A 25284-nucleotide genomic window follows, 5' to 3' on the forward strand; every position below is an offset into this window, starting at 1 on the left:
TTTTGTACTTGTTTCTGTTACTCTTTTTCTATCGGGTTGTAAGGCGTGTTCTTCGGGTGTATCGGCTGTCCGTCTTCCCCTTTGACGATGATCTGCATACCGGGGGAGGTTTCCTTCAGGTAACCGATCGGGTCGGCGGCGAAGCGTTCGTGCACCCGGAGCAGGTCTTTGCGGGAGATCGGTTCGTACTCGCTTCCGGCGAACAGGATGGTTTCCTCTTTGTGGGCTTTCTCGATGCCGGTGCAGACGAAGGTGTAGTGTTTCCGGCTGTCGGAGGCTTTCAGGATCAGGCCGGGCAGTCCTTGCAGTTTCCAGGGGCCTTCGCTGCGGGGGATTTCCGGGGTGTACCAGGCTTCGTAGTTACGCCCCCGAAACCGGCAGGTCGCTTTGTAGCAGGTGTAGGCGAGGAGGGTTGCCGTGTCGGGGTGCAGTTCCCAGACGGGAAGTTCTGTCTTTTCTTCCGAACGGAAATTACTGGCGGCGATGGGGTCGAGTTGTGTCAGTTTGCCTTCGGGGTAGTTTTTGTATATCTGGTAATTCACCTGGCTGTTGCCTTGTTTCATGTGTTCATTGATGATCTCCTGCGAGGCTCCGGTCGCTTTGTCTATTTCGATAAGCGAGTCCATATGGAAACGGGCATAGCTGTAGAACAGGGAACTTTTAGCGCCTACCTTCAACATCATCGTTTCGTCGATATGCCTGTCCTCATGGGTCGTGTCGCCGACGAAGGAGAGTTCGTACTGGGCGGTGAACAATACCTTGTCGATGGGTTTCGCCTTGAGCACTTCGTTCATGTTGTACACACGGATATTGAATTGGGCCTGTGCAGCTCCGCATGCCAATAAAAGAACTGCGGATAATAGGATTCGTTTCATAACCTTAATCGTTTTAGAGTGTTTGTCTGATCGCAAATGTAGCGGACGGCAAACCTCCGGAGCGACTAAAGTTATTACTGAAATATTACGGAGGGATTATTCCTTTACTATCCTTTGGGGAAGAATAATCGAAAAAGATGGGTGGAAGTGTTGTATTCTCCTGTTTTTAAGATAGCTTTGTAGCTATTAAACCAAATAAGACATGGCAAAAATTACGGTACAGGATACGGAGATTACTGTTGTTGCATATAATGATAATGACTACATCTCGCTTACAGACATGGCAAATGCGAAGAATAGTGAAAGCCGCGCTGCCGATATTATCAAGAATTGGATGCGTAACCGATATACGATTGAGTTTCTCGGTACGTGGGAAATGATTCATAATCCTAATTTTAAAGTGGTCGAATTCGACCACTTTAAAATGCAGGCAGGGTTGCCGAGCTTTGTATTGAGTGCGTCGGAATGGATTGAAAGGACTAATGCCATCGGCCTTGTTGTTAGGAAAGGACGTTATGGAGGAACGTATGCTTATAAAGATATTGCGTTTGAGTTTGGTACGGCAATCAGTGTTCCGTTCAAACTCTATTTAATTGAAGAATTTCAACATCTGAAAGAAAAGGAGCAGGCACAACTTAGTTGGACTGCCAAGCGTGAACTGTCTAAAATCAACTACCGCATCCATACCGACGCAATCCGGCAACACCTGATACCTGCGGAAGTAACCGCTAAACAGGCAAGCGTTATCTATGCCAATGAAGCCGATGTCTTGAATGTGGCTATGTTCGGAATAACAGCAAAGATGTGGCAGGAACAGAATCCTGAACTGAAAGGAAATATCCGCGACTATGCTTCCGTAAACGAACTCATTTGCCTCTCGAATATGGAAAACCTCAATGCAGTTTTTATCCACCAAGGCATTCCACAGGGAGAGCGGCTCGTCAAGCTCAATCAGATTGCCATTCAGCAAATGCGAGTGTTGGAAGATGATGGAAACAGGAAGTTACTGAAATAGGCTGGTTATTTGGATTTGAATTGTTTTAGCAAAGTAATATAATATCTGTAATCTTTCATGAAGAATCCTGTATATGGGATCAAAGATACATAAAAAACGGTGATTCCTATGTAAATAGTAGTTTTTTCCGTAAGTTTGTGCAAACTTCTTTCAAGTAAGGGGTTAAGTAGTCAAAAAGCACAAAATAATAAAGCAAACTTTCATAAATGAAGACTTTGGATAAACAGAAAAAGAACGTCCTTACCCTTTGCGGGGCGGCGATGGCATCGTTGCTTCTTTGGGGATGCGGCGGAACAAACCCTACGGCCGAATCATTCGAACGGTCTGATTATTATACGCGTGGTATCGGACAGTATCCGGGCGACCCGAAGGAGGATTTTTCACCTTCTCTGGCTCCGGATCCTTCCACTTACCGGAATATTGCCCGGTTGCGATCGGCTTTTGCCTCCTCCAGCCATGACTATAACTTAGTGGCACAGTTGGCGACGGACGGCATCGTGACGGACAAGCAGCCGCAGTACCTGAACCTCTCGACTCCCGATGGAGACGTTCCGAGACGCGAACGCGAATGGATGATCGACGAAGGGCCGTATTCACGGAATACTTTTCCCGGCGAAGATACCTATTTCCGGTTTACGCTGGCAAACTATAGCAAAGCGGCCGGTAAACTGTCGCTGGTAGGGACGGTCGTGTATGACGATAACGTGTCGAAAGGCGGTTACGAGATCATCTGCCAGGGTTCCAATGACGGAAAGAACTGGACGGAAATCGGCAAACTGAGCGGTAGCGGCCTGCCCGGTCAGGCGCTCTCCGGACGGGTGGTGGTGACCGACCCGAACAAACAGACGGGAGAAACAACCATGCCGGTCCGCAAACTGAATGAAACGATCACTTTCAATTCCGAAAACGCCTACTCTGATTACCGCGTGCTGCTGAAGATGGCAGGCGCACACGATTGGGTGTTTACGGAAGCTAATTTCATGGATAAGGACGGGGGGTTAGTGGAAATGAAACCCTCCCAGTTCTTCAACAGTGCCTGGATGAGTGCGACTGCGGGTGAAGAATGGTTGTATGTGGACCTCGGCAGCATGTCGGAGTTCGATAAGGTCGTGTTGCACTGGATCAACAAAGCCGTCAAAGGAAAAGTGCAGGTGTCGGATGATGCCGTGCAGTGGAAAGATGCGGCCGAGCTGCCGGGTGGTGACGGCCTGATAGATGAAATCGTTTTGAACGGCAAACAGAATGCCCGCTATGTGCGCATCCTGATGCAACAGCCGGCCAACGACAGCCGTTACATCCTAAGCGAAGTGGAAGTAATGGGGAAAGGCGGACTGGTGGCTCAGCCTGTGGCTGCTCCTGCCGCTTCGAAGGGAGAGATTATCTTGTCCGGCGGCAACTGGGAGTTGCAGCGTGCTTCTGAAGTGACCGCTTCGGGTGAAGAGATCTCGACTCCGGGGTTCAAGCCGGAGAACTGGATCGTGGCGACAGTGCCGGGAACGGTCTTGAGCAGTTACAAGAACATCGGGGCAATTGCTGATCCGAACTATGCGGACAACCAGTTGCAGGTGTCCGAATCCTTCTTCTGGTCCAATTTCTGGTATCGCGACGAGTTTGAAGTGCCGGAAGGATTCAAGCAAGACCGACTGTTCCTGAACTTCGACGGGATCAACTGGAAAGCGGATGTCTATCTGAACGGAAAAAAATTAGGCCGTATCGAAGGCGCCTTTATGCGAGGCAAGTTCGATGTGACGGATCTGGTTGTTCCGGGTAAGAACGTGGTGGCTGTAGAGATCATCCGGAATAACCATATCGGGGCGATCAAGGAAAAGAACAAACAGAGCACGGACTTCAACGGCGGAATCTTAGGGGCTGATAACCCGACCTTCCACGCAACGATCGGTTGGGACTGGATTCCGACGGTTCGCGGCCGTAATATCGGTATCTGGAACGATGTCTTCCTGACCTCAACCGGGAAGGTGACGGTGGCCGATCCGCTTGTTACGTCTGTCTTGCCGTTGCCCGATACGACTTCCGCTACGTTGACGGCCGAGGTGATCGTGAAGAACCACGATGCCAATACGGTAAACGGTACGTTGGAAGGCAAGGTCGGAGATATCACATTCCAGCAACCTGTTTCCCTGGCGGCGGGAGAAGAGAAGACGGTCGTTTTCGATGTCAAGGACTTCCCGCAATTGAAGATGGAAAACCCGCGCTTGTGGTGGCCTAAAGGGTATGGTGAGCCGAACCTCTACGATGCCAACTTCACTTTTAAAGTGGATGGTAAGGTCTCGGATGCGAAAGACTTCAAAGTCGGTATCCGCCAGATGACATTCAATGAGGATAATCATATCCTGAGTCTCTTTATCAATGGCCGTCGCTTTATCGGCCGGGGCGGTAACTGGGGCTTCGGTGAATCGAACCTGAACTATCGCGGCCGTGAATATGATATCGCCGTGGCTTACCATGCCGATATGAACTTTACGATGATGCGTAACTGGGTCGGCATGATCGGCGACGAGGAGCTTTATGAGGCTTGCGACCGCCACGGTATCATGATCTGGCAGGACTTCTGGCTGGCTAACCCGGCCGACGGACCTGATCCGTATTACCCGGAAATGTTTATCGCCAATGCGGAAGATTATGTGAAACGGATTCGCAGCCATGCGTCTATCGGAATCTATTGCGGACGTAACGAAGGATTCCCGCCCGAACAGATCGACAAGGCGTTGCGCCGTATCATCAAGGAAGACCATCCGGATATCCATTATATCTCCAGCTCGGCCGATGATGTGGTGAGCGGCCACGGCCCGTACCGTATGCTTCCGGCAAAAGAATATTTCACGCTGAAGACCGGCAACGATAAGTTTCATAGCGAACGAGGCATGCCGAACGTCATGACCTACGAAAGCATGCTCCGCACCTTCTCGCCGGAAGGAATCTGGCCGCAGGATAACGAATGGGGCATGCACGACTATACCCGCGAAGGGGCACAGGGCTGCACTTCTTTCAACGAGATCATCGCGAAAGGATATGGCGAACCGCAGAGTGCGAAAGAGTTTGCCTGCCTGGCCCAGTGGGTGAACTACGACGGCCACCGCAGCCTGTTCGAGTCCAGAAGCCAGAACCGCAAAGGTCTGCTGATGTGGATGAGCCATTCCTGCTGGCCTTCAATGGTATGGCAGACGTATGATTATTATTTCGAACCGACTGCCGCCTATTTTGCTATCAAGAAGGCTTCCGAGCCGCTGCATATCCAGTGGAATCCGGCAACGGACGAGGTGGAAGTGGTCAACTACAGCGCCGGTACGCATAAGGGCCTGACGGCAAAAGTACAGATCCTGAATATGGATGCATCCGTAGCCTGGGAAAAGGAAACGACTGTTGACAGCAATGAAGATACGACCGACAAGTGTATCAAGCTGGAATTCCCGGAGAACTTGTCGAAGGTCCATTTCATCAAGATGACGCTGACCGAAGATGGCAAAGTCATCTCCGACAACTTCTACCACCGCAGCCTGGAAGAGAACAACTACCAGGATTTGCAGCAGTTGCCGAAAGTCGCTTTGGAATCTACTACTACAGTGGATAAGAATGCAGACGGAACCTGGAGCGCCGTGTCCGTTATCGAAAACAAGACTTCTGCTCCGGCCTTGATGATCCGCCTGAATGTCGTTGGCGGTAAAGACGGCCAGCAGATTCTGCCGGTATTCTATTCCGACAACTACTTCTCTTTGCTTCCGGGCGAGAAGAAGGAAGTCCGTATGAGCTGGAAAGACGAAGATACCAGAGGAAATGAGGGAAAGGTGGTTATTTCCGGATATAATGTAAAATAACAGATTACAAACAGATCAGTGCTATCCCTTCTGATATGGGGCGTCATATCTTCCCTGATATGCCCCCTCATATCCGAGGTGATAGCACTTGTCATATCCGGGGGGATGATACCCGTCATATCCCCTCTGATATGACCCTGCCATAGAAAAAATGTTAAAAGGGTGAGCCTTGTCAGGCCGTAGTAATCATAAGACCGATCCCTTTTACCGTTTTAATACTGACGGCTTCATCCATGGAAATCAACTTACGCAACTTGGTGACGAATACATCCAGGCTACGGGAAGCAAAGTAATCGCCTTCCGTGTTCCAGAACTTGTCGAGGATCACTTCCCGGCGGATCACTTCTCCCGGCTTGCGGAACAGAAGTTCCAGAATCCCCGCTTCACGTGGGGTAAGCAGCTGGGCGCTGCCGGAAATATGACGCAGTCTTGCCTGCGCTGGCTCTAAGGTGTAACCGCCTACGGTAAAAGTCTGTTGAGTGTTTTTTTCTGTTATTCCCTGTGTCATGCGGAGCAAAGCACGGACGTGCGCATCCAGTTCTTCGGGCAGGAACGGTTTCTTGACATAATTGTTGACTCCTAATTCGTAACCTTTCACGACGTCTTTGGGAGATACGCGGGCGGAAGAGAAGAGGATCGGAATCTCACGGTCTGTCTCCCGGATGCGGCGTACCATTTCGTAACCGTCCATGACCGGCATTTCGATGTCCGCAACGATCACATCCGGTTTATCCTGCCGGTATGCTTCCAAGCCTTCTTGCCCGTTGTTGGCGATAGTCACTTCGTAATCGCCGATCATATCTTCCAAAGCAGCCTGAATCATATAACTCAGGTTTGCATCGTCTTCTACTAATAATAATCTGATCATACTGTTATTTCGTTTTCTGTTGGTAAAGGCAATGAGATTGTGAACTCGCTGTATTTTCCTTCCTTGCTCTCGACGCTGACATAACCGCCGTGCGAGCGGGCGGTGTTCATCACATAGTTCAGCCCCAGTCCGAACCCGGTAACACCGTTTGCCGCACTGCGACGGCTGGCGGAGGCGCGTTCGAACTTGTCAAAGATATGGTTTTGTTCGGAAAGTGAGATGCCGATTCCGTTATCCCTTACCTTGATTTGTATGAATTTATTGTACGTGCAGGAAGCGATTTGTATTTCGACTGTCTCTTTCGAGTATTTGATGGCATTGTCTATCAGGTTGCTGACAGCTTCTTTCAGATACTCTTCGTCTGCAAATATCTCTTCCTTTTCCAGGTTCAACTTAAACGTCACAGGTTTGTTTGTTTTGGCGGAAAACATCCGGGTCAGTTCTTCTATCATCGGGCGGATGGGAATCCAGTCTTTTTCTAACAGGAGTTGTCCGTGCTCCAACTTGGAAATGGTCAGCACTTTGTTGGCCAATGCCATCAGGTGCTCTGCTTCCTCTTCTAATATATCGAAGAATTTATCTTTTTTATCCGGCATTTTATCCAGTTTCCCGCTCCGGAGGATGCGAGTACCCGTCAGGATGGTACTGAGCGGGTTTTTCATATCGTGGATCATGGCATAGGAGAAGTCTTCCCGCATTCGGGCGATCTCGTCCTGCCGCTTGATGATATCGGTCTGTTTCTGGATTCCGATCAGCAGGATGACCAATGCGATGGCTGTTCCGAAAAAGTAATATAGCAGCCTGCCGATGGAGCCTGCGCGTGGATTGATGATATGAGCCCGGATGCCTTGCGTGTCGTCGATCGGATATGCAAATGTATGACGCTCGTTGAGCAGTTGTTCGTAGTCGGAGAAGTACCGGATGTCCTTTCTTAGAACTGTTTTCGGGTCGCTGAGGGAAACCGTGTCTATGCGGAACATCAGTTTATTGAGGTCTTTCTTGTTGAGTTCCTCTCTGAACAGGGCCGGAAATACGTTTGTCTGGTCTGCATCATACCGTTCCGTTGCATGGCAAAAAGCTTCATATACCTGCCGTGCCAGCAGATCTTTTGTCAGGGAATAGCTTCTCCCGATCCATTGCCCCATCAGGAAAAGGACGATAAAAACGGCTACTGCCGTCAAAATGATATAGAATGATTTCGTCATAGCTTCTTAAATTATGCCGGCAAATATAGGCATTCCATTATATCCTGCATCTTCTATTTCCTATCTTAACCTAAAGATAACGTTGGGATAACCTTCCGTCTCATTCGTTACCCATATCTTTGCAGTGTAGAAATCGAAAAACAAATACGATATGGAAACAAAAGAAAGAAATGTAGGAGAATATGCACGTCCAGAAGGGGTGGAGGTGAAAGTTAGTACCGGGCGGATAACGGGAATCATTTTTTTGTCAATGTTTATTCTCGTGATTGTGAGTGCTTTATTATATAATTATATTTGGGGCGAAGTTTCAAGCTACCGCTCGGAGTATGAATTGGGGCATGCCGTAAGGTTTGAAGCATTCACTTTAAGGGGGGGAATGAATATGATTCTTTGCCTTTTAGGATATATATTACTTCAATATATAGCGTTATATTGTTTTTCCGGAAGAGATTTCCGGGCGTTACGTTGGAATATGGATTGGAAATCGTGGGGTTTTCTTCTGACAAAGCCTCTGGCTTTGAAATACTATCGTATAGCTTTGCTATTGCCATTCTTTGTATTGGGATTATTTCCGATGATACATGGCTTTTGTACAGGAAATAGTATGATCTACTTTATTGGCATATATTGTGTTTTGTGTAGCAGTGGCGATTGTTACTATTTCTGGAAGCTCCGCTCTTTTAATGACAATGATAAGATTATAGACGGCAATGAATCTTTTAGCGCTACCATTATCAAAGGAACTTATTAAACATATTATAGTATGGAATCAAAATTACACCGACTGATTACGCGTTATTGCGCGGACAAGAGATATCGGAATTGCATAAATATTCTATTATGCTTAGTCTCACTGGCAATGATCTATCGTTTAGGCTATGTTGTAGGCAAGTTTATCTATTACGTGAAACTTGATTTCTTTTCCTGATTATTACTAAAATATTACGCAGCCCCAAAAAGATCCGTTTTCGTACGGAACTTATCGGGCTGCTCTTTACCTTTGCCGGAAAGAATACCGGAAGCAGATGGAAAAGCGGATCAAACTGATTTATATATTATCGTTATTTTCGGCTTTGATGGCAATAAGCGTGCAAGCCTATTGGCTCTATAATCAGTATCGTTATGAAGTAGAGCGGTATGCCGGTGAAATTGCCGCCGATGTGTTACGCGCCGGAGACGAAGAGTTTGCCGAACGCAGGAAGATGGCGATAGGGAATGAAACTTCTTATATAATAGATCGCAGTTCGCATACTAAATCCGGATCCTCTATTGTCCGGAATGTGCAAACGCAACTTTGTTTTGATTTTAAAACGGATATCCTGATCGATTCAATAATTAAAGGTCAGGTAGATATGACAAAATTAAACCTCTCATTTGATGCTACCTTACCGGAAGACAGCATTATTCATGGCGTAGAACGAAATGTCGTTAATTACTATATCCCTTTCCGGGTGGAACGGCTGGATAGTGTGCTCCGGGCACGTTTGCCGCAATACGATTTCCGGGTTGCTTTTTTGCCGGAAGGAGATACGTTGAGCCGTTTCAATTCCTGGGAGATTTTGCCGGAACATCTGTTTCCGCCTTGCCTGGGAGTCAAATACCGGTATGCCCCGTTGGATCGGAAAGGGGTGATGATAGAAGTCGGTTTTCCGGTAAACCCTCTCCTGAAGCGGATGGTGGGGCAACTGGCCTTAAGCCTGTTCCTGATCTTGTTGCTGCTTTCCTGCCTGGGGTTGCAAATCGATACGATACTTAAACAGCATAAGCTCGGCGAACTGCGTGAAAGCTTTGTCCATACGATGATCCACGAATTGAGACGTCCGGTGCAAACCTTGAAAATGTGTGTTTCCTTCTTGGACGACAAGCAGATGCGCACGGATGAGGTTGCCTGCGACGGCGTCGTTCAGGACGCCCTGTTCGAACTGGATAACCTTTCCGCTTATCTGGGAAAACTGAAAAATATGGTGAGCGCCGACGGTAGTGCGACGTTGCTGCATCCCGTCCCGTTCAATTTACAGGAATTGGTTGAGAAGGTGATCCGTCTGGTTCATATCCCATCCGGGAAACAGGTCGCTTTTTCTACAGCTTTCCCGCCTGATCTTCCACAGGTTACGGCTGATCCGGTGCATATTGCCAATATCCTGAGTAACCTGATAGAGAATGCGATCAAATATTCCGGCCCCGAAGTCAATATCCGCGTGGTCGTGATCCGGAATGACAGGCTGATAGAACTGACCGTAACTGATAATGGCGTTGGCATTTCTGCCGACGAACAGACGAAAGTATTCGAGAAATTCTATCGTTCCGCCCATTTGCCGGATAAGCAAATTCCCGGCCTGGGACTGGGATTGAGTTATGTGCGACAAATAGCCGAAGCCCATCACGGGCAAGTCTCGCTTCGCAGTGAAGTGGGAAAGGGAACGGAAGTGACAGTTGGATTACCGATATAAAACGATATGGCGACACCTTTGAAAATACTTTTTGCTGACGACGACCTGAAATATTCCCTTCTTCTGAAACGTTTCCTGGAGAAAGAAGGCTACGACGTGACTTATACCGGAAACGGGACGATGGCCCTTGAACAGTTTCCGGCTGTTAAGCCCGATCTTGTCCTTTTGGATATCAATATGCCGGGGTTGAACGGTTTCGAAGTGGCTGAAAAGATACGGGAAACAGACCGCCATGTCCTGATCTTTTTCCTGTCCGACCGGTCGGACAAAACCGACCGCCTGAAAGGTTTCAGCCTCAAGGGGAATGACTATCTTGCCAAACCCTTCTATCCGGAAGAACTGTTAGCACGAATCCGGGAACGTTTCGAAGCCGATCCCGAAGTGGCTGTCGAAGAGGAAATCTATCATTTTGCCAATACCGTCTTCGACTATTCCACAAATGAAATCCGTACGGGCAACAGCAAGACGCTGATCACCTCCCGTCAGGCTGAAATTCTTCGCATCCTCGCCCGTAATCCGAATGTCGCGATCGACCGTGAGATCATCCTTTCCGCCGTATGGGGAAATGCCTCTTACGCCAACTCCTTGGCATTAAACGTGCAGATCACCTACCTCCGCAAAGCCTTGCACAACGACCCCTCGACAGGCATCGTTTCCCTGACAAAAAAAGGCTATATGCTGAAAGGATAAAAAAACTTGCTATCTTTGTACGTCTGTATTTACTAAGTAAATTGAACTGTATGAGTTTCAGCGAGAAGTGTTGCCAGGTTTTTGAGCAGGCTACGAATGCATATCATGTCACTAACCATATAGATGCTACGGTACATAACCCTTATGAGGTGAAGAGTATCGAGTTTTATCTCTATCTGAAAAACTGGATTGATGCGGTGCAGTGGCATATGGAGGATCTCGTTCGAAGTACTTCAGTCGAACCAACCGAAGCTTTGGCGATCATACGCCGTATCGATAAATCAAACTTGGATCGTACAGACCTGGTGGAGCTAATCGACAGTTTCTTTCTCGATCAATACAAAAACGTGAAGGTGCAGCCGGATGCCACCTTTAACACGGAAAGCCCTGCCTGGGCAATAGATCGCCTTTCTATCCTGATTTTGAAAATCTATCATATGCGGCAGGAAACAGAAGCATCGGATGTTACTTCCGAACATAAAGCAAAATGCGAAAAGAAGCTGGAAATCCTGTTAGAACAAAAAAAAGACCTTTCCATCGCTTTGGATCAATTGTTGGTGGATATCAAAGCCGGACGTAAACATATGAAGGTCTATAAGCAAATGAAAATGTACGATAAGAAATAAATGGCAAAGATATTAGTGATACGACTCGCTGCGATCGCCGACGTGGCGATGACTCTTCCGGTCATCTATTCCGCAGCCAAAGCTAATCCGCAAGATTCGTTTACGGTGCTGACGCAGGCGTTTATGATGCCGGTATTCATGAACCGGCCGCCTAATCTGGAAGTGATAGGTATCAGTACTAAAGGGGCGGAGAAAACGCTGGTCGGCCTCTTGCGGTTTACCTCCGCTTTGGTGAAGTTCGATTACGACATTGTCCTGGATTTGCAGGATGTGATCCGGACTTGGATTATCTGTGCCGCTTTTCGGTTGAAAGGCAAACCTATCTACGTTCTGGATAAAATCAGGAAAAGATATCCTCCGCTTATGCGCAGGGAAAATAAGAAGCTGGAACCGCTGCCTACCGTTATCGAACGGTATGCCGACGTGTTCCGTGCAGCAGGATTGGCCTATACCGAATCTTTTGCTTCTTTATATGAATCACGACTGGCGGATTTGTCGAAAATGGAAGCTATTGCCGGAGTCAAGACTGGGAAATGGTTGGGCATTGCTCCTTTTGCCCGTTATCAGGGCAAAGTATATCCGATTGATGAAATGGAGCAGGTCGTGGCTACTCTTTCTAAAAGGGAGGATCTGACTTTATTCTTGTTCGGAGCGAAAGGATATGAAGAGGCGGTGCTGGAGGATTGGGCTTATCGCTATCCGCGTGTAAAGAATGTGGTGGGTAAATATACGCTTGATAATGAATTGGCGTTAATTAGTCAGTTGGACTTGTTGCTTAGCATGGATTCGGCGAATATGCATTTCGCTTCGTTAGTTGGAACTCGCGTATTGTCCGTCTGGGGAGCGACACATATTTATACCGGCTTCTATGGCTATCGGCAACGTCCGGAAGATGTGATCGAGTTGCCGTTGCCTTGTCGTCCCTGTTCGCAGTTCGGACAGAAAGAATGCTCCAGGGGAGACTGGGCCTGTTTGACGCAGTTACCGGCAGAAAAGATCGTGTCCCGTGTGCAAGCCGTCCTGGAAGAACAATGCAGGCTGTAAATATAGATTCAGAGAGTGAAATTAAAAAAGAAGGAAAATGAAACAATTACATATCATTACCCCGGTGAAAGATTCGATAGAGTTGACTTTACAGACAATCGAGTCGATCCTCTCATCCGACTTTGCTATTCTTTATCATTATTATGTATATAATGATTTCAGCACGGATGAAAATACGGCGCGTCTTCGTGAAGCCTCTGAGAAGATGGGCTTCGAACTGATTAACCTGTCAGACCTGACCGATCATCCTTCTCCCAACTATCTTCTGATCCTTCAGACTGCACAGCAAAAAGCGATTGCCGCCGATGCCGGGCTTTTGATCGTCGAATCGGACGTGATCGTAAAGAAGCATACGTTGCAGTCGCTGTTCGATGGCGCTTTGACACGTCCGGATTGTGGTATTGCCGCCGCCGTAACGGTCGACGAACAGGAGAATATCAATTATCCGTATTTATATGCCAAAGGTAAGGAGGGCAAAGTCTTTCCCGAGAAAAAGCATTTGAGCTTTTGTTGTTCCCTGTTGACCGTGTCTTTCCTGAAAGCTTTTGATTTCCATCAACTGGATCCTGAAAAGAACTGGCACGATGTGACGATCTCGCATCGTTCTCTGGAAAAAGGTTTCACAAACTACCTGTTTACAACGTTGACCGTGTGGCATCGCCCGCATGGCAGCCGTCCGTGGAAACAACTTAAATATAAGAATCCCTTGAAGTATTACTGGTTGAAGTTTACAAAAGGACTTGATAAAATCTGATTGGTTTTATGAAACATTTGCCATTGGTTTCGGTAATCGTGCCCGTGTATAACATGGAGCAATATCTGGGTGAAACGCTCGACTCGGTGTTAGCTTCGGACTATCCATCCTTTGAAGTGGTCGTTATGGACGACGGCTCAAAAGATGCTTCGTTGGAAATTGTAAAAGAGTATGCTCGGAAAGATCCACGGGTAAAAGTCCACACTCAACCGAACGCCGGAGCTTGTGTAGCCCGCAACCATGCAATAGCATTGGCGGAAGGGGAGTTGATTCTTCCTTTTGACGCGGACGATAAGATGTGTCCTAATTTTATTAGCGATGCAGTGAAAGCAATTGTGTCGGATGCCGAAGTAAAGGTGGTCTGCCCTAAAGCAGAGTTTTTCGGAGAACGTAAAGGACGCTGGAATCTGGCTCCTTTCTCGTTAAACTTGCTGGCTCGTAAGAATATGATACCGATCTGCTCGCTTTATTACAAACGCGACTGGAAGCAGGCAGGAGGTTATGCAAGGGAAATTACGGCACGTGAGGACTGGGCTTTTTGGATCGCAGTCTTGAAAGATGGAGGGAAAGTCGTAACCTTATCCCGTTTGTCTATGTATTATCGGGTACGGGGCGGATCGAAACGTGTCACCGATCGATCGCAGAAAAAGAAAGTGATCGACTATCTGAATAAATCGTATCCGGAATTTTTCGAACGTGAGTTAGGAGGACCTTTGCGTTACAGGAGGACGTGGTCGAAGCTGACTAATAAAATATATCGTATATTCCATTTCCGTCGTGTGTATGTTAATCCTAATTACCAGCATTTGGCGGACTTTATAAAAGTATTACCGATTCATTTTCTAAATGGAAATGGAACGGTTATATATAAAGGGCGTAACGAATTGCGTGAGTTTAATAAAGATGAAGTCGAATTGGTGGTGAAATCTTTTTGCAAGCCACATATTATTAATCAGATTGTATATGGTTTATTCCGTTCTTCCAAAGCTGAACGTTCTTATAAAAATGCGGATTTGTTTTTAAAATCAGGAATCGGGACTCCGATCCCTGTCGGGTTTTATACGGAGAGAAAAGGCCTGCTATTCAGTAAAAGCTATTATGTGAGTTTGAAGTCTGAATGTCCTTATACGTATCGTGATTTTAAAACGCGTAAGTTTCCCCGTTGTACAGAGATTCTCGAAACTATAGGCCGAATAACAGCCCGGATACATGAAGCGGGTTGCTTGCATAAAGATTATTCGGCAGGTAATATCCTATTCCGGGATGACGGGAAAAAGATAGAGGTGGAAATTATTGATCTGAACCGCATGTCTTTCGGTAAAGTCGATATGGAAAAAGGCTGTAAGAACTTCGAACGTTTGCCGGTTACGGATGAAATGCTGTCGACACTTGCGAATAGCTATGCTGAGGCACGCGGCTTTGATCCGGAGGTTTGTCTTCGCCTGATGAAACAATATATAGTTTACAGCCACAACAATGTTAATTAATAAAGATCCGTGTATGATACCTAAAATTATTCATTTGTGTTGGTTTAGTGATGATCCTTTTCCGGTGGAGATAAAGGTATGTTTAAAAAGTTGGGAGCGCGTATTACCCGACTATAAGGTTAGACATTGGACTTATGCTGACGCACAAGCTATAGGCTGTAGATTTATTGATGAAGCATTGGCTGCAAAAAAATGGGCTTTTGCGGCAGATGTCATTCGCTTTTATGCAATTTATAAGGAAGGCGGTGTCTATATGGATAGCGATATACTTGTTGAGAAACGTTTTGATTCGTTTATACCGGAAAAAGGTTTTGCCTCTTTCAATGAGTATGCAGGAGAAGAGATTCGTTTGCAAGCTGCTTTTCTGATAGGAGAAAAGGGTAATCAATATTGTAAAGATGTTTTTGATTATTATAATCAACGTCCTTTTCTTTTGACGGATGGTTCTTTTGATATGAAAATTTCTCCTGTGGTAATGGTTGAGATTGCTCAGAAGAAAGGATATAAGGCCGAAGATACTGAACAACATTTGGAAGATAATATCGTTATTTATCCAGGTTATTATGTTTCTCCGTGTAAGAAGATGAGATTTCCTGAGGCTTTCGCTCATCATCAAGTGTATGGTAGTTGGAGGAAACATAAATTAGGGAGAAAGATAGAACGCTTTATTAAGCATGTTATTGTTTTGACCCGTTTTACGTTGTTTAAACGATAACAGGAGATTTTCAGTTGTATTGAATAAAAATGTGATCATGGAAAATATCAAACTTGCCATTATCGGCCTCGGGTACGTCGGTTTGCCGTTGGCGCGGTTGTTTGCGACGCGTTATCCGGTGGTCGGGTATGATGTGAAGCGGGAGCGGGTGGCTGCCTTGATGGAAGGGCGGGATGCGACGCAGGAGGTATCGGACGAATTGTTGAAGTCCGTGCTGCTGCCACGGCTGCCGGAAGAAGGCGAGACGGGGTTGTTTTGTACGTCCGATGCGGAACAGCTCCGCGGGTGCAATTATTATATAGTAGCGGTTCCTACGCCGGTCGACTTGCATCACAGTCCTGACCTGACGCCCTTGTATTCGGCGAGTGAGACGGTGGGAAAGGTCTTGGGCAGAGGCGATATCGTGATCTATGAATCGACCGTCTGCCCCGGCATAACGGAAGACGAATGCGTTCCTATCTTAGAGAGAACGTCCGGGTTGGTTTTCAACCGCGATTTCTTTGCCGGATATTCGCCGGAGCGTATTAATCCGGGAGACAAGGAGCATACGGTAGAGAAGATCATGAAAGTGACATCCGGCTCCACGCCCGAAGCTGCTGAGAAGGTGGATGCCCTGTACCGGTCGGTCATCCAGGCCGGAACCTTCCCGGTTTCCAGTATCAAAGTGGCGGAGGCTGCCAAGGTGATCGAGAACTCCCAGCGCGATATCAACATCGCTTTTATGAACGAACTGTCGAAGATCTTCCATCTGATCGGTATCGATACGAACGAAGTGCTGGCGGCGGCCGGGACGAAATGGAACTTTCTGCCTTTCAAGCCCGGCCTGGTCGGAGGACATTGCATAGGAGTCGATCCTTACTACCTGATCCGCAAGGCGCAGGATTACGGTTTCCATCCGGGACTGATCCTGTACGGACGTCGTATCAACGATACGATGGGCGAATACATCGCCGGTCGCGTCGTGAAATGCATGATCAAGAAAGATGTTCCGGTACGGAATGCCGAAGCGTTGGTTTTAGGCTTTACCTTCAAGGAAAACTGCCCCGACGTGCGCAACTCCAAGGTCGGCGATGTCGTCCGTTACCTCGGTGATTACGGTATCAACGTGACGATCTATGATCCCTGGGCGCGTCCGGAAGACGTACGGCGCGAATATGGCTTGGAAGTCCTGTCCGCCCTGCCGGAAAAGAAGTTCGACGTTGTCGTCTTGGCGGTCGCCCATGCCGATTTCCTGTCACTGGACATTCCGGCGCTGGCGAAGGAGCACAGTGTGGTATATGATGTGAAAGGTTGCCTTGATCCGGCTTGGGTAGACGACCGGTTATAAGGGATAGAATACTTTCCTGCCCAATTTATTTCCGTCCGAAATCCGCCGGGATCTCTCCCCATTCCGAAGTTTCCCATTTCAGGATAGGGGTCGTGTAGGTGTTGGTATTGAGCCACTTCTCCGCCCGTTCGATCAGGTCGAAGACCGGCTCGTTCTCCGGCACGCGCTCCAAGAGTGTCTTGCATTTCTTCTTTTTTACCCAGCCGATGGCGTTCCGGCTGTCCGAGTAGATCGGCAGGCTGCTTCCTTTCTGCTTCAGCAGGGCGAGTCCGTGCACCAAAGCCAGGAATTCGCCGATGTTGTTCGTCCCTTTCTTTAACGGCCCGATCCGGAAGATCTCTTGCATGGTGGGCGGATAAACGCCCCGGTATTCCATGTCTCCCGGATTTCCGCTACAAGCAGCGTCTACGCAAAGGCTTTCCCAGATCGGTTTCCCGACCGGAGCTTTCGGTGCCAGGCTCGCAGCCGCTTTGGCGGAAGAAACGGTTTTCAGATAATGCTCGTATCCTTTCTCGAAAGCTTTTGCCGCCTCCTCTTCGGTTTCGAACGACCTGTATTTCGCCCCGTCCTGCTTGTCCACCTGCGCCTTGCATTCGCCCCAGTTGTCATACACGCCCGGAGTGATGCCTTTCCATACTACATAATATTTGTTTCTTGCCATTGCTCTCTGTTTAAATAAGTCTTTGTCCGACTTCTCCTTCCCCCGTAGGAAATCGATCTTCTCCTTCGGGAAAATGCTTCCGGCTTGCCGGATAAGTTCGTTTTTCCCCGCATCTAATCGCTTGTCGACAATTGTCAGCAAACCTGTCGACAGTTGTCAGCAGACTTGTCGACAATCATCGGCAGGCCTGCCGACAATTGTCGACAGGCAAATCGTTGGGCACGTAATCGAAGAAGCATGCGGTCAAAGATAAAAATTTATCCGGCACAAAACAGGACTTCTTAACGGAAAAAGTTTACATTTGCAGGAAACAATCATATAGATATGAAGCGTATATTTCTGATTGGATATATGGGAGCCGGAAAAACCACTGTGGGAAAGGTGCTGTCCCGGCAGTTGGGACTCTCGTTTATCGATCTGGACCATTATATAGAAGGCCGTTACCATAGGACCGTCGGCCAGCTTTTTGCCGAGAGAGGGGAAGAAGCGTTCCGGGATATCGAACGGAGGATGCTCCGCGAAGTCGCTACTTTTGAAGATGTCCTGGTCTCGACCGGAGGCGGCGCTCCCTGTTTTTTCGATAACATGGAGTTTATGAACGAAGCCGGACAGACCGTTTACCTCAAGGTTTCGGTAGACGAACTGGCGAAGCGCTTGGAACTCTGCAAATCCACCCGCCCGGTGTTGAAAGGCCGTACAGGCGACGAACTGAAAGCCTTCGTCGCCGAAAGCCTGGAGAAAAGGGAGCCTTTCTATTCGAAGGCGGCGATTGTGTTCAAGGCGGAAGAGATGATGACCGATCAGGATGTACATGAAATATCACAAGAACTGGCAACACGATTAAGTTTATGGACAGACAAGGGCAGGGAGCTTATATCCCCCAGGAGTTATTGAAAGAACTCAGCAAGGTGAGCAATCGCCTGCTGATAGGTATTCCCTGTGAACGGGTGGAAGGAGAGCGCCGTCTGGCTCTGACTCCCGAAGCGGTCGACATGCTGACCGACCGCGGGCATCGCGTCCTGGTGGAAGCCGGTGCGGGCCTGGGGATCAATTACTCCGATAACCATTATTCGGAAGCGGGAGCCGAGATCGTGGCGACGGCGGCCGAAGTGTATCAGGCGGACATCATCCTGAAGATCCTACCGCCGCTTACCGCCGAGGTGATGATGATGAAGCCGCGCACTGCGCTGTTTTCGACCGTCCAGTTCAATACCTTCTCGCATGAAGCCTTCGAGTTGATGATGGCTAAACGGATTACGGCCGTCGCATACGAGTTGCTGGCGGATGAAAGGCAACGCTGTCCGGTGCTGAACGTGATCTCCGAGATCGAAGGAACCGCTTCCATCACGATCGCTTCCGAGCTGCTGAGCAATACGCAAGGCGGGAAAGGCATCTTGTTGGGAGGTATTCCGGGCGTTTCACCGACCGAGGTCGTGATCATCGGGGCCGGTAATGCCGGAACCGTCGCCACCCGTGCCGCTATGGCGCTGGGCGCTTCCGTGAAAGTGTTCGACGACGATATAAACAAGCTCCGGACCATCCAGCAGGTGTTGGGGCAAGGCTTGTTCACTTCCACTTTCCATCCGAATGTACTGCAAAACGCTTTTCGCAGTGCCGACGTGGTGATCGGGGCGATGCGTTATATCAATACGCGTCACCGGTATATCATCGCCGAAGATATGATCCGTACCATGAAGCGCGGCGCACTGGTCATCGATCTCAGGATCAACCAGGGAGGTTGCTTCGAGACGACCTGTTGCCTCTGTCCGTCCGATCCGGCTGTTTTCGAACAGTACGGCGTGTTGCACTATTGCCGGCAGAACATCAGCAACCGTGTGGCGCGTACCACTTCGATGGCCTTGAGCAACATTTTCGTCCCGATGCTTTTCCAGCTGGGCGACGCCGGTGCCGTGCAGGGGATGATCAAGAGCGATCCGGGATTCAAGAACGGAGTCTACATGTACTGCGGGAAGCCCGTTAACAACTACGTTTCCAATAGATTCGGTCTATCGTCGAATAATATCGATCTATACCTCTCTGCGTTTTAACCCTTAAAAGTTTTGAACTCGCGAAGTTTATTCTTTACTTTGCGACGATCTTAAATATCAATAAGCGATTAAGCTAATATAAGTATATTATGGCAGAACAGACAAAAGTAACAACTCTGGAAAAGGTTGTCATCCGTTTTTCGGGAGACTCCGGTGACGGTATGCAGCTGACCGGGACAATCTTTTCCAATCTGTCGGCTATTTTTGGGAATGAGATCTCTACATTCCCCGATTATCCGGCAGAAGTGCGTGCTCCTCAAGGAACACTTAGTGGCGTATCAGGTTTCCAGGTTCATCTGGGGTCCCGTAAAATCTTTACTCCCGGTGATAAGGCGGACGTGTTGGTCGCAATGAACCCCGCTGCTTTGAAAGTGAATGTGAAAAACCTGAAATCCAATGCAATCGTCTTGATCGATACGGATTCGTTCCAGAAGAGCGATCTGGAGAAGGCGCAGTTTACGACTGACGATCCGTTCCAGGAACTCGGGCTCGGCGGCGTGCAGGTCGTGGCGGCTCCTATCTCGACAATGGTGAAAGACGGCCTGGCTGAATTCGGCCTGGACAACAAGTCGGCTCTCCGTTGTAAGAATATGTTCGCATTGGGGTTGGTCTGCTGGCTGTTCGAACGTCCGCTGGAAGAAGCGATGCACATGTTGCAGAACAAGTTCGCCAAAAAACCGGCTATCGCGCAGGCCAATATCAAGGCGCTGACGGACGGTTACAACTACGGGCACAATATCCATGCTTCGGTCTCCACTTACCGTATCGAGAGTAAGAAGGCCGCACCTGGTTTTTATACCGACGTGAACGGGAACAAGGCTACTTCCTACGGGTTGATCGCCGCTGCCGAAAAGGCCGGCTTGCAGCTGTTCCTCGGAAGCTACCCGATCACTCCGGCTACCGATATTTTGCATGAACTGTCGAAACACAAGGAACTTGGCGTCATCACCGTTCAGGCGGAAGATGAAATTGCCGGTATTTGTACTTCCATCGGCGCCAGCTTCGCCGGTTGCCTGGCGGCAACTTCCACTTCCGGACCCGGTCTGGCGTTGAAGAGCGAAGCGATCGGCCTGGCTGTGATTGCCGAACTGCCGCTGGTCGTTATCGACGTGCAGCGTGGCGGCCCTTCTACGGGTATGCCGACCAAGAGCGAGCAAACCGACCTGATGCAGGCGCTTTACGGACGTAACGGTGAAAGCCCGGCTGTCGTGATTGCCGCTTCGACTCCGACAGACTGCTTCGACGCTGCTTATTGGGCAGGAAAATTGGCGCTCGAACACATGACTCCGGTCATCCTGTTGACGGATGCCTTCATCGCCAACGGTTCTTCCGCATGGAAGCTGCCGAACCTGGCTGAATATCCGGAAATCAAACCTAATTATGTCTCCAACTACGATGCGAGCGAAAAGGTATGGAAAGCCTACCGCCGTGACAAGGAAAGCCTGGTCCGCTATTGGTCTATTCCGGGAACCGAAGGTTTTGCCCATCGTTTGGGAGGTCTCGAAAAAGACTACGAGACAAGTGCTATCTCGACCGACCCGGTCAACCACCAGAAGATGGTTACCACGCGTCAGGCCAAGATCGACAAGATTGCCGATTACATCCCCGAACTGGAAGTGATCGGAGATCCCGATGCCGACCTGCTGATCGTCGGATGGGGCGGAACCTACGGACACCTCTACGAAGCAATGGAAACCATGCAGGAGCAGGGGAAGAAGGTCGCTCTGGCTCACTTCAAGTTCATCAGCCCGTTGCCTAAGAACACGGCTGAAGTGCTGGGCAAATACAAGAAGGTGGTCGTTGCCGAACAGAACAACGGACAGTTCGCCAACTACCTGCGTGGTAAAGTGGCCGGTTTCAATCCGTACCGTTTCAACCGTGTAAAGGGACAACCTTTTGTCGTAGCGAGATTAGTTGAGGAATTCACGAAAATATTGGAGGCTTAAAAGATGGCAACTGAAGAAGTAAAATTTCAACCGAAAGATTATAAGAGCGATCAGTATGTACGCTGGTGTCCGGGTTGTGGAGACCATGCCGTGTTGAACTGCTTGCACAAAGCAATGGCCGAAGTAGGAGTGGCTCCTCATAAGATGGCTGTTATCTCGGGTATCGGGTGTTCTTCCCGTTTACCTTATTATATGAACACATACGGTTTCCATACGATCCACGGTCGCGGTGCTGCTATCGCTACCGGCGTGAAGACGGCCCGTCCGGACCTGAGTGTCTGGTTGATTACCGGCGACGGCGACTGTCTGGCGATCGGCGGTAACCACTTTATCCATGCTGTCCGCCGTAACGTGGATCTGAATATCGTATTGTTCAACAACAAGATCTATGGCCTGACGAAGGGACAGTATTCCCCGACTTCCGATCGTGGTTTCGTCTCCAAGAGTTCTCCTTACGGGACGGTCGAAGATCCGTTTATCCCGGCTGAACTGGCTCTGGGCGCCCGTGGCAACTTCTTTGCCCGCGTGATCGATGTGGATCTGAAGAACACGACCGAAGTGCTGGCTGCTTCCGCTCGCCACAAAGGCGCTTCCGTGACCGAGGTGCTGGTGAACTGCGTGATCTTCAACGACGGTATCCATAAAAAGATTGTCGACAAGGAATTTCGTGCCGACCGTACAATCTTCCTGCGCCACGGCGAAAAGATGCTGTTCGGCAAGGACAACGAAAAGGGTATCGTCTTGGAAGGCTTGAAACTGAAAGCTGTAACAATCGGACAGGATGGTTATACGTTGGATGATGTCCTGGTACACGACGCACATGAGAAGGATAACACCCTGCACATGATGCTTGCCATGATGAGCGGAGACATGCCGATCGCACTCGGTGTGATCCGTGATGTGGACGCTCCGACCTACGATGAAGCTGTCCACCAGCAGATCGAAGAAGTCCAGGCCAAGAACCCGATCCGCAAATTGCAGGATTATCTGATGAGCGGAGAAATCTGGGAAGTAAAATAAGGCGATAAGCCGGTCCGCAATAAGAAAGCTGTAAACCCTGAAAAAAGATGCAAGGGTTTACAGCTTTTCTTATTTAATCTTATTATCTTTGTGAAACAAAAGGGTATAGCAATGAAGACAACTGCCGAAATTATAGAAATCCTGAAGGATTATAAGGCCCGTTCCGCAGAAAAGTACGGAATCGAGACATTGGGCCTTTTCGGCAGCGTGGCTCGTGGCGAACAGAATGAGAAGAGTGATATCGATGTGTTTATTAAATTAAGGAAAACGAGTTATTACACATTGATGGATATAAAAGATGACCTGGAACAACTCTTCAGGCAAAAAGTAGATTTAATAACCTTGCATGAAACAATGCGTGCTTTGTTTCGGCGTAAAATAGAACAGGATGCAATCTATCTTTAAAGATCAAATTACAGACAAGTTTCTTTTTGTTATACAACGGGTTGAGTTGGCTTTGGATCGTACAGCCGGCATAGCGGATTGTGACGATTTGCTCCGTTCCCCGGATGGTGTCGATTTGTACGATGCCACTTGTATGAGAATACAGACTATAGGTGAAACCTTAAAACAAATCGACTCTGAAACAAAGGAGAAATTGTTGATCAATTATCCGGAAATTCCTTGGCGTAAGGTTTTTGCCATGCGGAATATTATATCTCATGAATATTTATCTGTGGACCCGGAGATTATAACCGATATCATTAAACATAATTTACCTCCATTGCTTGTCGTGCTCCATCGTATCATGGAGGACTTGAATGCCGGTAAACATGATGCTGTTTTTGGATAAAAGTACCTGATTTGCAAACTCTATGTTACAAAATGGTAGCGTTTGGTGTTAACAGCATGGAAAAGTATAATTATTACTGAAAAATTTCCTTAATTCAGTATGTTCTATGAAAATTTGTATTACTTTTGTACCGCGATTAACAAGGCGGGGGAACAGCAAGTGAAAATAGAGATGATTTGCCTTGTGTATTAACATCGAGTAGAGAGAAAAGTTATATAAAGTCAATCAATTAAATTAATTTCAAGATGGCTACATTAGATTTAAGCAAGTACGGAATTAAAGATGTGAAAGAAATCATTCACAATCCGTCTTACGATGTTCTGTTCGCAGAAGAAACAAAACCGGGTTTGGAAGGCTTTGAAAAAGGTCAGGTAACTGAACTGGGTGCTGTAAACGTGATGACCGGTGTTTACACAGGCCGCTCTCCTAAAGATAAATTTTTCGTAAAGAACGAAGCCAGCGAAGATTCAGTATGGTGGACTTCTGAAGAATATAAAAACGATAACAAGCCTTGTTCTGAAGAAGCTTGGGCTGATCTGAAAGCTAAAGCTGTAAAAGAATTGTCAGGCAAACGTCTGTTCGTTGTCGATACTTTCTGCGGCGCTAACGAAGCCACTCGCCTGAAAGTACGTTTCATCATGGAAGTAGCATGGCAGGCACACTTCGTGACTAACATGTTCATCCGCCCGACAGCTGAAGAACTGGCTAACTACGGAGAACCTGATTTCGTTTCTTTCAACGCTGCCAAGGCTAAAGTTGAAAACTTCAAGGAATTAGGCCTGAACTCTGAAACTGCTACTGTTTTCAACCTGAAGACTAAAGAACAGGTGATCCTGAACACTTGGTACGGCGGTGAAATGAAGAAAGGTATCTTCTCTATCATGAACTATCTGAACCCGTTGCGTGGCATCGCTTCTATGCACTGCTCCGCTAACACGGATAAAGAAGGCAAGAGCTCTGCTATCTTCTTCGGTTTGTCCGGTACAGGTAAGACTACTTTGTCTACCGACCCGAAACGTCTGTTGATCGGTGATGACGAACACGGATGGGATAACGAAGGCGTATTCAACTACGAAGGCGGTTGCTATGCTAAGGTTATCAACCTGGACAAAGAAAGCGAACCGGATATCTACAACGCTATCAAACGCGACGCTCTTCTTGAAAACGTTACAGTTGCTGCTGACGGTACGATCGACTTCGCTGATAAGAGCGTAACGGAAAACACCCGTGTTTCTTATCCGATCTATCATATCGAAAACATCGTTAAACCGGTTTCCAAAGGCCCGCACGCAAAACAGGTTATCTTCCTGTCTGCCGATGCATTCGGCGTATTGCCTCCGGTATCTATCCTGAACCCGGAACAGACTCAGTATTACTTCCTGTCTGGTTTCACAGCTAAATTGGCCGGTACGGAACGTGGTATCACTGAACCGACTCCGACATTCTCCGCTTGCTTCGGTGCTGCTTTCTTGTCACTGCACCCGACAAAATACGGTGAAGAATTGGTTAAAAAGATGGAAATGACCGGTGCTAAGGCTTATTTGGTCAACACGGGTTGGAACGGTACCGGCAAACGTATCTCTATCAAAGATACAAGAGGTATCATCGATGCTATCCTGGACGGCTCTATCGACAAAGCTCCGACAAAAGTTATCCCGTACTTCGATTTCGTCGTACCGACAGAATTGCCGGGTGTTGATCCGAAGATCCTGGATCCGCGCGATACTTATGCTGATCCTGCACAGTGGGACGAAAAAGCAAAAGATCTGGCTGGCCGTTTCATCAAGAACTTCGCTAAGTTCACAGGCAACGAAGCCGGTAAGAAGCTGGTTGCCGCCGGTCCGAAATTGTAATAACATACAAGACGATTATAAAAAAGCGCAGACTTCGGTTCTGCGCTTTTTTTGTATATATACATTAATTTTAG

Annotated in this window: 22 protein-coding genes; 18 read left to right on the plus strand and 4 right to left on the minus strand. The window is 48.1% G+C overall.

Annotated features, from left to right (window positions below):
* Positions 1–17 precede the first annotated feature (17 nt).
* Positions 18–875, minus strand: coding sequence for a GLPGLI family protein (locus RDN79_RS03615; protein ID WP_298553978.1), 858 nt, complete (start codon positions 873–875; stop codon positions 18–20).
* Between the two features lie 202 nt (positions 876–1077).
* Between RDN79_RS03615 and RDN79_RS03620 the strand changes: the two genes are divergently transcribed.
* Together RDN79_RS03620 and RDN79_RS03625 are read left to right on the plus strand one after the other, a co-directional pair.
* Complete coding sequence (locus tag RDN79_RS03620) at positions 1078–1890, plus strand: KilA-N domain-containing protein (protein WP_298553979.1); 813 nt, start codon at positions 1078–1080, stop codon at positions 1888–1890.
* Positions 1891–2096: 206 nt separating this feature from the next.
* The gene (locus RDN79_RS03625; RefSeq protein WP_298553981.1) at positions 2097–5723 is read left to right on the plus strand and encodes a discoidin domain-containing protein; all 3627 of its coding nucleotides are present in this window, start codon (positions 2097–2099) and stop codon (positions 5721–5723) included.
* Between the two features lie 172 nt (positions 5724–5895).
* Here RDN79_RS03625 and RDN79_RS03630 read toward each other — a convergent pair whose 3' ends face one another.
* Together RDN79_RS03630 and RDN79_RS03635 are read right to left on the minus strand one after the other, a co-directional pair.
* Entirely contained in the window at positions 5896–6591 is a 696-nt protein-coding gene (locus RDN79_RS03630) for a response regulator transcription factor (protein ID WP_298553983.1), read from the minus strand.
* A complete protein-coding gene (locus RDN79_RS03635; protein WP_298553985.1) occupies positions 6588–7796 on the minus strand; it encodes a sensor histidine kinase KdpD in 1209 nt (402 codons plus the stop codon). The genes RDN79_RS03630 and RDN79_RS03635 overlap by 4 nt, the downstream gene beginning before the upstream one ends.
* 151 nt (positions 7797–7947) lie before the next feature.
* Between RDN79_RS03635 and RDN79_RS03640 the strand changes: the two genes are divergently transcribed.
* From RDN79_RS03640 to RDN79_RS03680, 9 genes are all read left to right on the plus strand, one after another.
* Positions 7948–8547, plus strand: coding sequence for a DUF3267 domain-containing protein (locus tag RDN79_RS03640; RefSeq protein ID WP_298553988.1), 600 nt, complete (start codon positions 7948–7950; stop codon positions 8545–8547).
* A 274-nt stretch (positions 8548–8821) separates the two neighbouring features.
* Entirely contained in the window at positions 8822–10246 is a 1425-nt protein-coding gene (locus RDN79_RS03645) for a sensor histidine kinase KdpD (RefSeq protein ID WP_298553991.1), read from the plus strand.
* Positions 10247–10252: 6 nt separating this feature from the next.
* Positions 10253–10936 (plus strand): response regulator transcription factor, encoded by a 684-nt coding sequence (locus RDN79_RS03650; RefSeq protein ID WP_298553994.1) that lies wholly within the window; start codon positions 10253–10255, stop codon positions 10934–10936.
* 50 nt (positions 10937–10986) lie between these two features.
* Entirely contained in the window at positions 10987–11562 is a 576-nt protein-coding gene (locus tag RDN79_RS03655; RefSeq protein ID WP_298553997.1) for a DUF4254 domain-containing protein, read from the plus strand.
* Positions 11563–12606 carry a glycosyltransferase family 9 protein gene (locus tag RDN79_RS03660; protein WP_298554000.1) on the plus strand — a complete coding sequence of 348 codons (1044 nt, stop codon included), beginning with the start codon at positions 11563–11565 and terminating at the stop codon, positions 12604–12606. It abuts the gene before it with no gap.
* A gap of 37 nt (positions 12607–12643) precedes the next feature.
* Entirely contained in the window at positions 12644–13360 is a 717-nt protein-coding gene (locus RDN79_RS03665) for a glycosyltransferase family A protein (protein WP_298554003.1), read from the plus strand.
* A gap of 8 nt (positions 13361–13368) precedes the next feature.
* Positions 13369–14847: a glycosyltransferase gene (locus RDN79_RS03670; RefSeq protein ID WP_298554006.1), complete on the plus strand. Its 1479-nt coding sequence runs from the start codon at positions 13369–13371 to the stop codon at positions 14845–14847.
* A gap of 13 nt (positions 14848–14860) precedes the next feature.
* On the plus strand, positions 14861–15562 hold the full coding sequence (locus RDN79_RS03675) for a glycosyltransferase family 32 protein (RefSeq protein WP_298554009.1): 702 nt from the start codon (positions 14861–14863) through the stop codon (positions 15560–15562).
* Positions 15563–15599: 37 nt separating this feature from the next.
* On the plus strand, positions 15600–16889 hold the full coding sequence (locus tag RDN79_RS03680; RefSeq protein ID WP_298554012.1) for a nucleotide sugar dehydrogenase: 1290 nt from the start codon (positions 15600–15602) through the stop codon (positions 16887–16889).
* Positions 16890–16914: 25 nt separating this feature from the next.
* Here the strand turns inward: RDN79_RS03680 and RDN79_RS03685 are convergent, their stop codons facing one another.
* On the minus strand, positions 16915–17550 hold the full coding sequence (locus RDN79_RS03685; RefSeq protein ID WP_298554143.1) for a viroplasmin family protein: 636 nt from the start codon (positions 17548–17550) through the stop codon (positions 16915–16917).
* Between the two features lie 324 nt (positions 17551–17874).
* Here RDN79_RS03685 and RDN79_RS03690 point away from each other — a divergent pair, with 324 nt between their 5' ends.
* The 7 genes from RDN79_RS03690 to pckA all read left to right on the plus strand — a co-directional run bounded on the left by RDN79_RS03690 (position 17875) and on the right by pckA (position 25210).
* Positions 17875–18444, plus strand: a complete 570-nt coding sequence (locus tag RDN79_RS03690) for a shikimate kinase (protein WP_186929191.1) — start codon at positions 17875–17877, stop codon at positions 18442–18444.
* The gene (locus RDN79_RS03695; RefSeq protein ID WP_298554016.1) at positions 18399–19598 is read left to right on the plus strand and encodes an alanine dehydrogenase; all 1200 of its coding nucleotides are present in this window, start codon (positions 18399–18401) and stop codon (positions 19596–19598) included. The genes RDN79_RS03690 and RDN79_RS03695 overlap by 46 nt, the downstream gene beginning before the upstream one ends.
* Before the next feature lie 89 nt (positions 19599–19687).
* On the plus strand, positions 19688–21544 hold the full coding sequence (locus RDN79_RS03700) for a 2-oxoacid:acceptor oxidoreductase subunit alpha (protein ID WP_298554019.1): 1857 nt from the start codon (positions 19688–19690) through the stop codon (positions 21542–21544).
* A gap of 3 nt (positions 21545–21547) precedes the next feature.
* Positions 21548–22564: a 2-oxoacid:ferredoxin oxidoreductase subunit beta gene (locus tag RDN79_RS03705; protein ID WP_298554022.1), complete on the plus strand. Its 1017-nt coding sequence runs from the start codon at positions 21548–21550 to the stop codon at positions 22562–22564.
* A gap of 111 nt (positions 22565–22675) precedes the next feature.
* A complete protein-coding gene (locus tag RDN79_RS03710) occupies positions 22676–22969 on the plus strand; it encodes a nucleotidyltransferase family protein (protein ID WP_298554024.1) in 294 nt (97 codons plus the stop codon).
* The gene (locus RDN79_RS03715) at positions 22953–23357 is read left to right on the plus strand and encodes a DUF86 domain-containing protein (RefSeq protein ID WP_298554027.1); all 405 of its coding nucleotides are present in this window, start codon (positions 22953–22955) and stop codon (positions 23355–23357) included. Before RDN79_RS03710 ends, RDN79_RS03715 begins: the two co-directional genes overlap by 17 nt.
* Before the next feature lie 245 nt (positions 23358–23602).
* A complete protein-coding gene (pckA, locus tag RDN79_RS03720; protein WP_298554030.1) occupies positions 23603–25210 on the plus strand; it encodes a phosphoenolpyruvate carboxykinase (ATP) in 1608 nt (535 codons plus the stop codon).
* The last annotated feature ends 74 nt before the right edge of the window (positions 25211–25284 follow it).

The sequence above is a fragment of the uncultured Parabacteroides sp. genome (genome assembly GCF_902493135.1).
Lineage (GTDB): Bacteria > Bacteroidota > Bacteroidia > Bacteroidales > Tannerellaceae > Parabacteroides.

Excerpts from the sequence above, each read along its gene's own strand:
- RDN79_RS03670 (WP_298554006.1), top strand. The coding sequence starts at position 13,369 with ATGAAACATTTGCCATTGGTTTCGGTAATCGTGCCCGTGTATAACATG.
- RDN79_RS03620 (WP_298553979.1), top strand. The coding sequence starts at position 1,078 with ATGGCAAAAATTACGGTACAGGATACGGAGATTACTGTTGTTGCATAT.
- pckA (WP_298554030.1), top strand. The coding sequence starts at position 23,603 with ATGGCTACATTAGATTTAAGCAAGTACGGAATTAAAGATGTGAAAGAA.
- RDN79_RS03665 (WP_298554003.1), top strand. The coding sequence starts at position 12,644 with ATGAAACAATTACATATCATTACCCCGGTGAAAGATTCGATAGAGTTG.
- RDN79_RS03660 (WP_298554000.1), top strand. The coding sequence starts at position 11,563 with ATGGCAAAGATATTAGTGATACGACTCGCTGCGATCGCCGACGTGGCG.
- RDN79_RS03635 (WP_298553985.1), bottom strand. The coding sequence starts at position 7,796 with ATGACGAAATCATTCTATATCATTTTGACGGCAGTAGCCGTTTTTATC.
- RDN79_RS03690 (WP_186929191.1), top strand. The coding sequence starts at position 17,875 with ATGAAGCGTATATTTCTGATTGGATATATGGGAGCCGGAAAAACCACT.
- RDN79_RS03615 (WP_298553978.1), bottom strand. The coding sequence starts at position 875 with ATGAAACGAATCCTATTATCCGCAGTTCTTTTATTGGCATGCGGAGCT.
- RDN79_RS03625 (WP_298553981.1), top strand. The coding sequence starts at position 2,097 with ATGAAGACTTTGGATAAACAGAAAAAGAACGTCCTTACCCTTTGCGGG.
- RDN79_RS03640 (WP_298553988.1), top strand. The coding sequence starts at position 7,948 with ATGGAAACAAAAGAAAGAAATGTAGGAGAATATGCACGTCCAGAAGGG.
- RDN79_RS03655 (WP_298553997.1), top strand. The coding sequence starts at position 10,987 with ATGAGTTTCAGCGAGAAGTGTTGCCAGGTTTTTGAGCAGGCTACGAAT.
- RDN79_RS03650 (WP_298553994.1), top strand. The coding sequence starts at position 10,253 with ATGGCGACACCTTTGAAAATACTTTTTGCTGACGACGACCTGAAATAT.
- RDN79_RS03630 (WP_298553983.1), bottom strand. The coding sequence starts at position 6,591 with ATGATCAGATTATTATTAGTAGAAGACGATGCAAACCTGAGTTATATG.
- RDN79_RS03710 (WP_298554024.1), top strand. The coding sequence starts at position 22,676 with ATGAAGACAACTGCCGAAATTATAGAAATCCTGAAGGATTATAAGGCC.
- RDN79_RS03685 (WP_298554143.1), bottom strand. The coding sequence starts at position 17,550 with ATGGCAAGAAACAAATATTATGTAGTATGGAAAGGCATCACTCCGGGC.
- RDN79_RS03715 (WP_298554027.1), top strand. The coding sequence starts at position 22,953 with ATGCAATCTATCTTTAAAGATCAAATTACAGACAAGTTTCTTTTTGTT.
- RDN79_RS03680 (WP_298554012.1), top strand. The coding sequence starts at position 15,600 with ATGGAAAATATCAAACTTGCCATTATCGGCCTCGGGTACGTCGGTTTG.
- RDN79_RS03645 (WP_298553991.1), top strand. The coding sequence starts at position 8,822 with ATGGAAAAGCGGATCAAACTGATTTATATATTATCGTTATTTTCGGCT.
- RDN79_RS03700 (WP_298554019.1), top strand. The coding sequence starts at position 19,688 with ATGGCAGAACAGACAAAAGTAACAACTCTGGAAAAGGTTGTCATCCGT.
- RDN79_RS03705 (WP_298554022.1), top strand. The coding sequence starts at position 21,548 with ATGGCAACTGAAGAAGTAAAATTTCAACCGAAAGATTATAAGAGCGAT.
- RDN79_RS03675 (WP_298554009.1), top strand. The coding sequence starts at position 14,861 with ATGATACCTAAAATTATTCATTTGTGTTGGTTTAGTGATGATCCTTTT.
- RDN79_RS03695 (WP_298554016.1), top strand. The coding sequence starts at position 18,399 with ATGGACAGACAAGGGCAGGGAGCTTATATCCCCCAGGAGTTATTGAAA.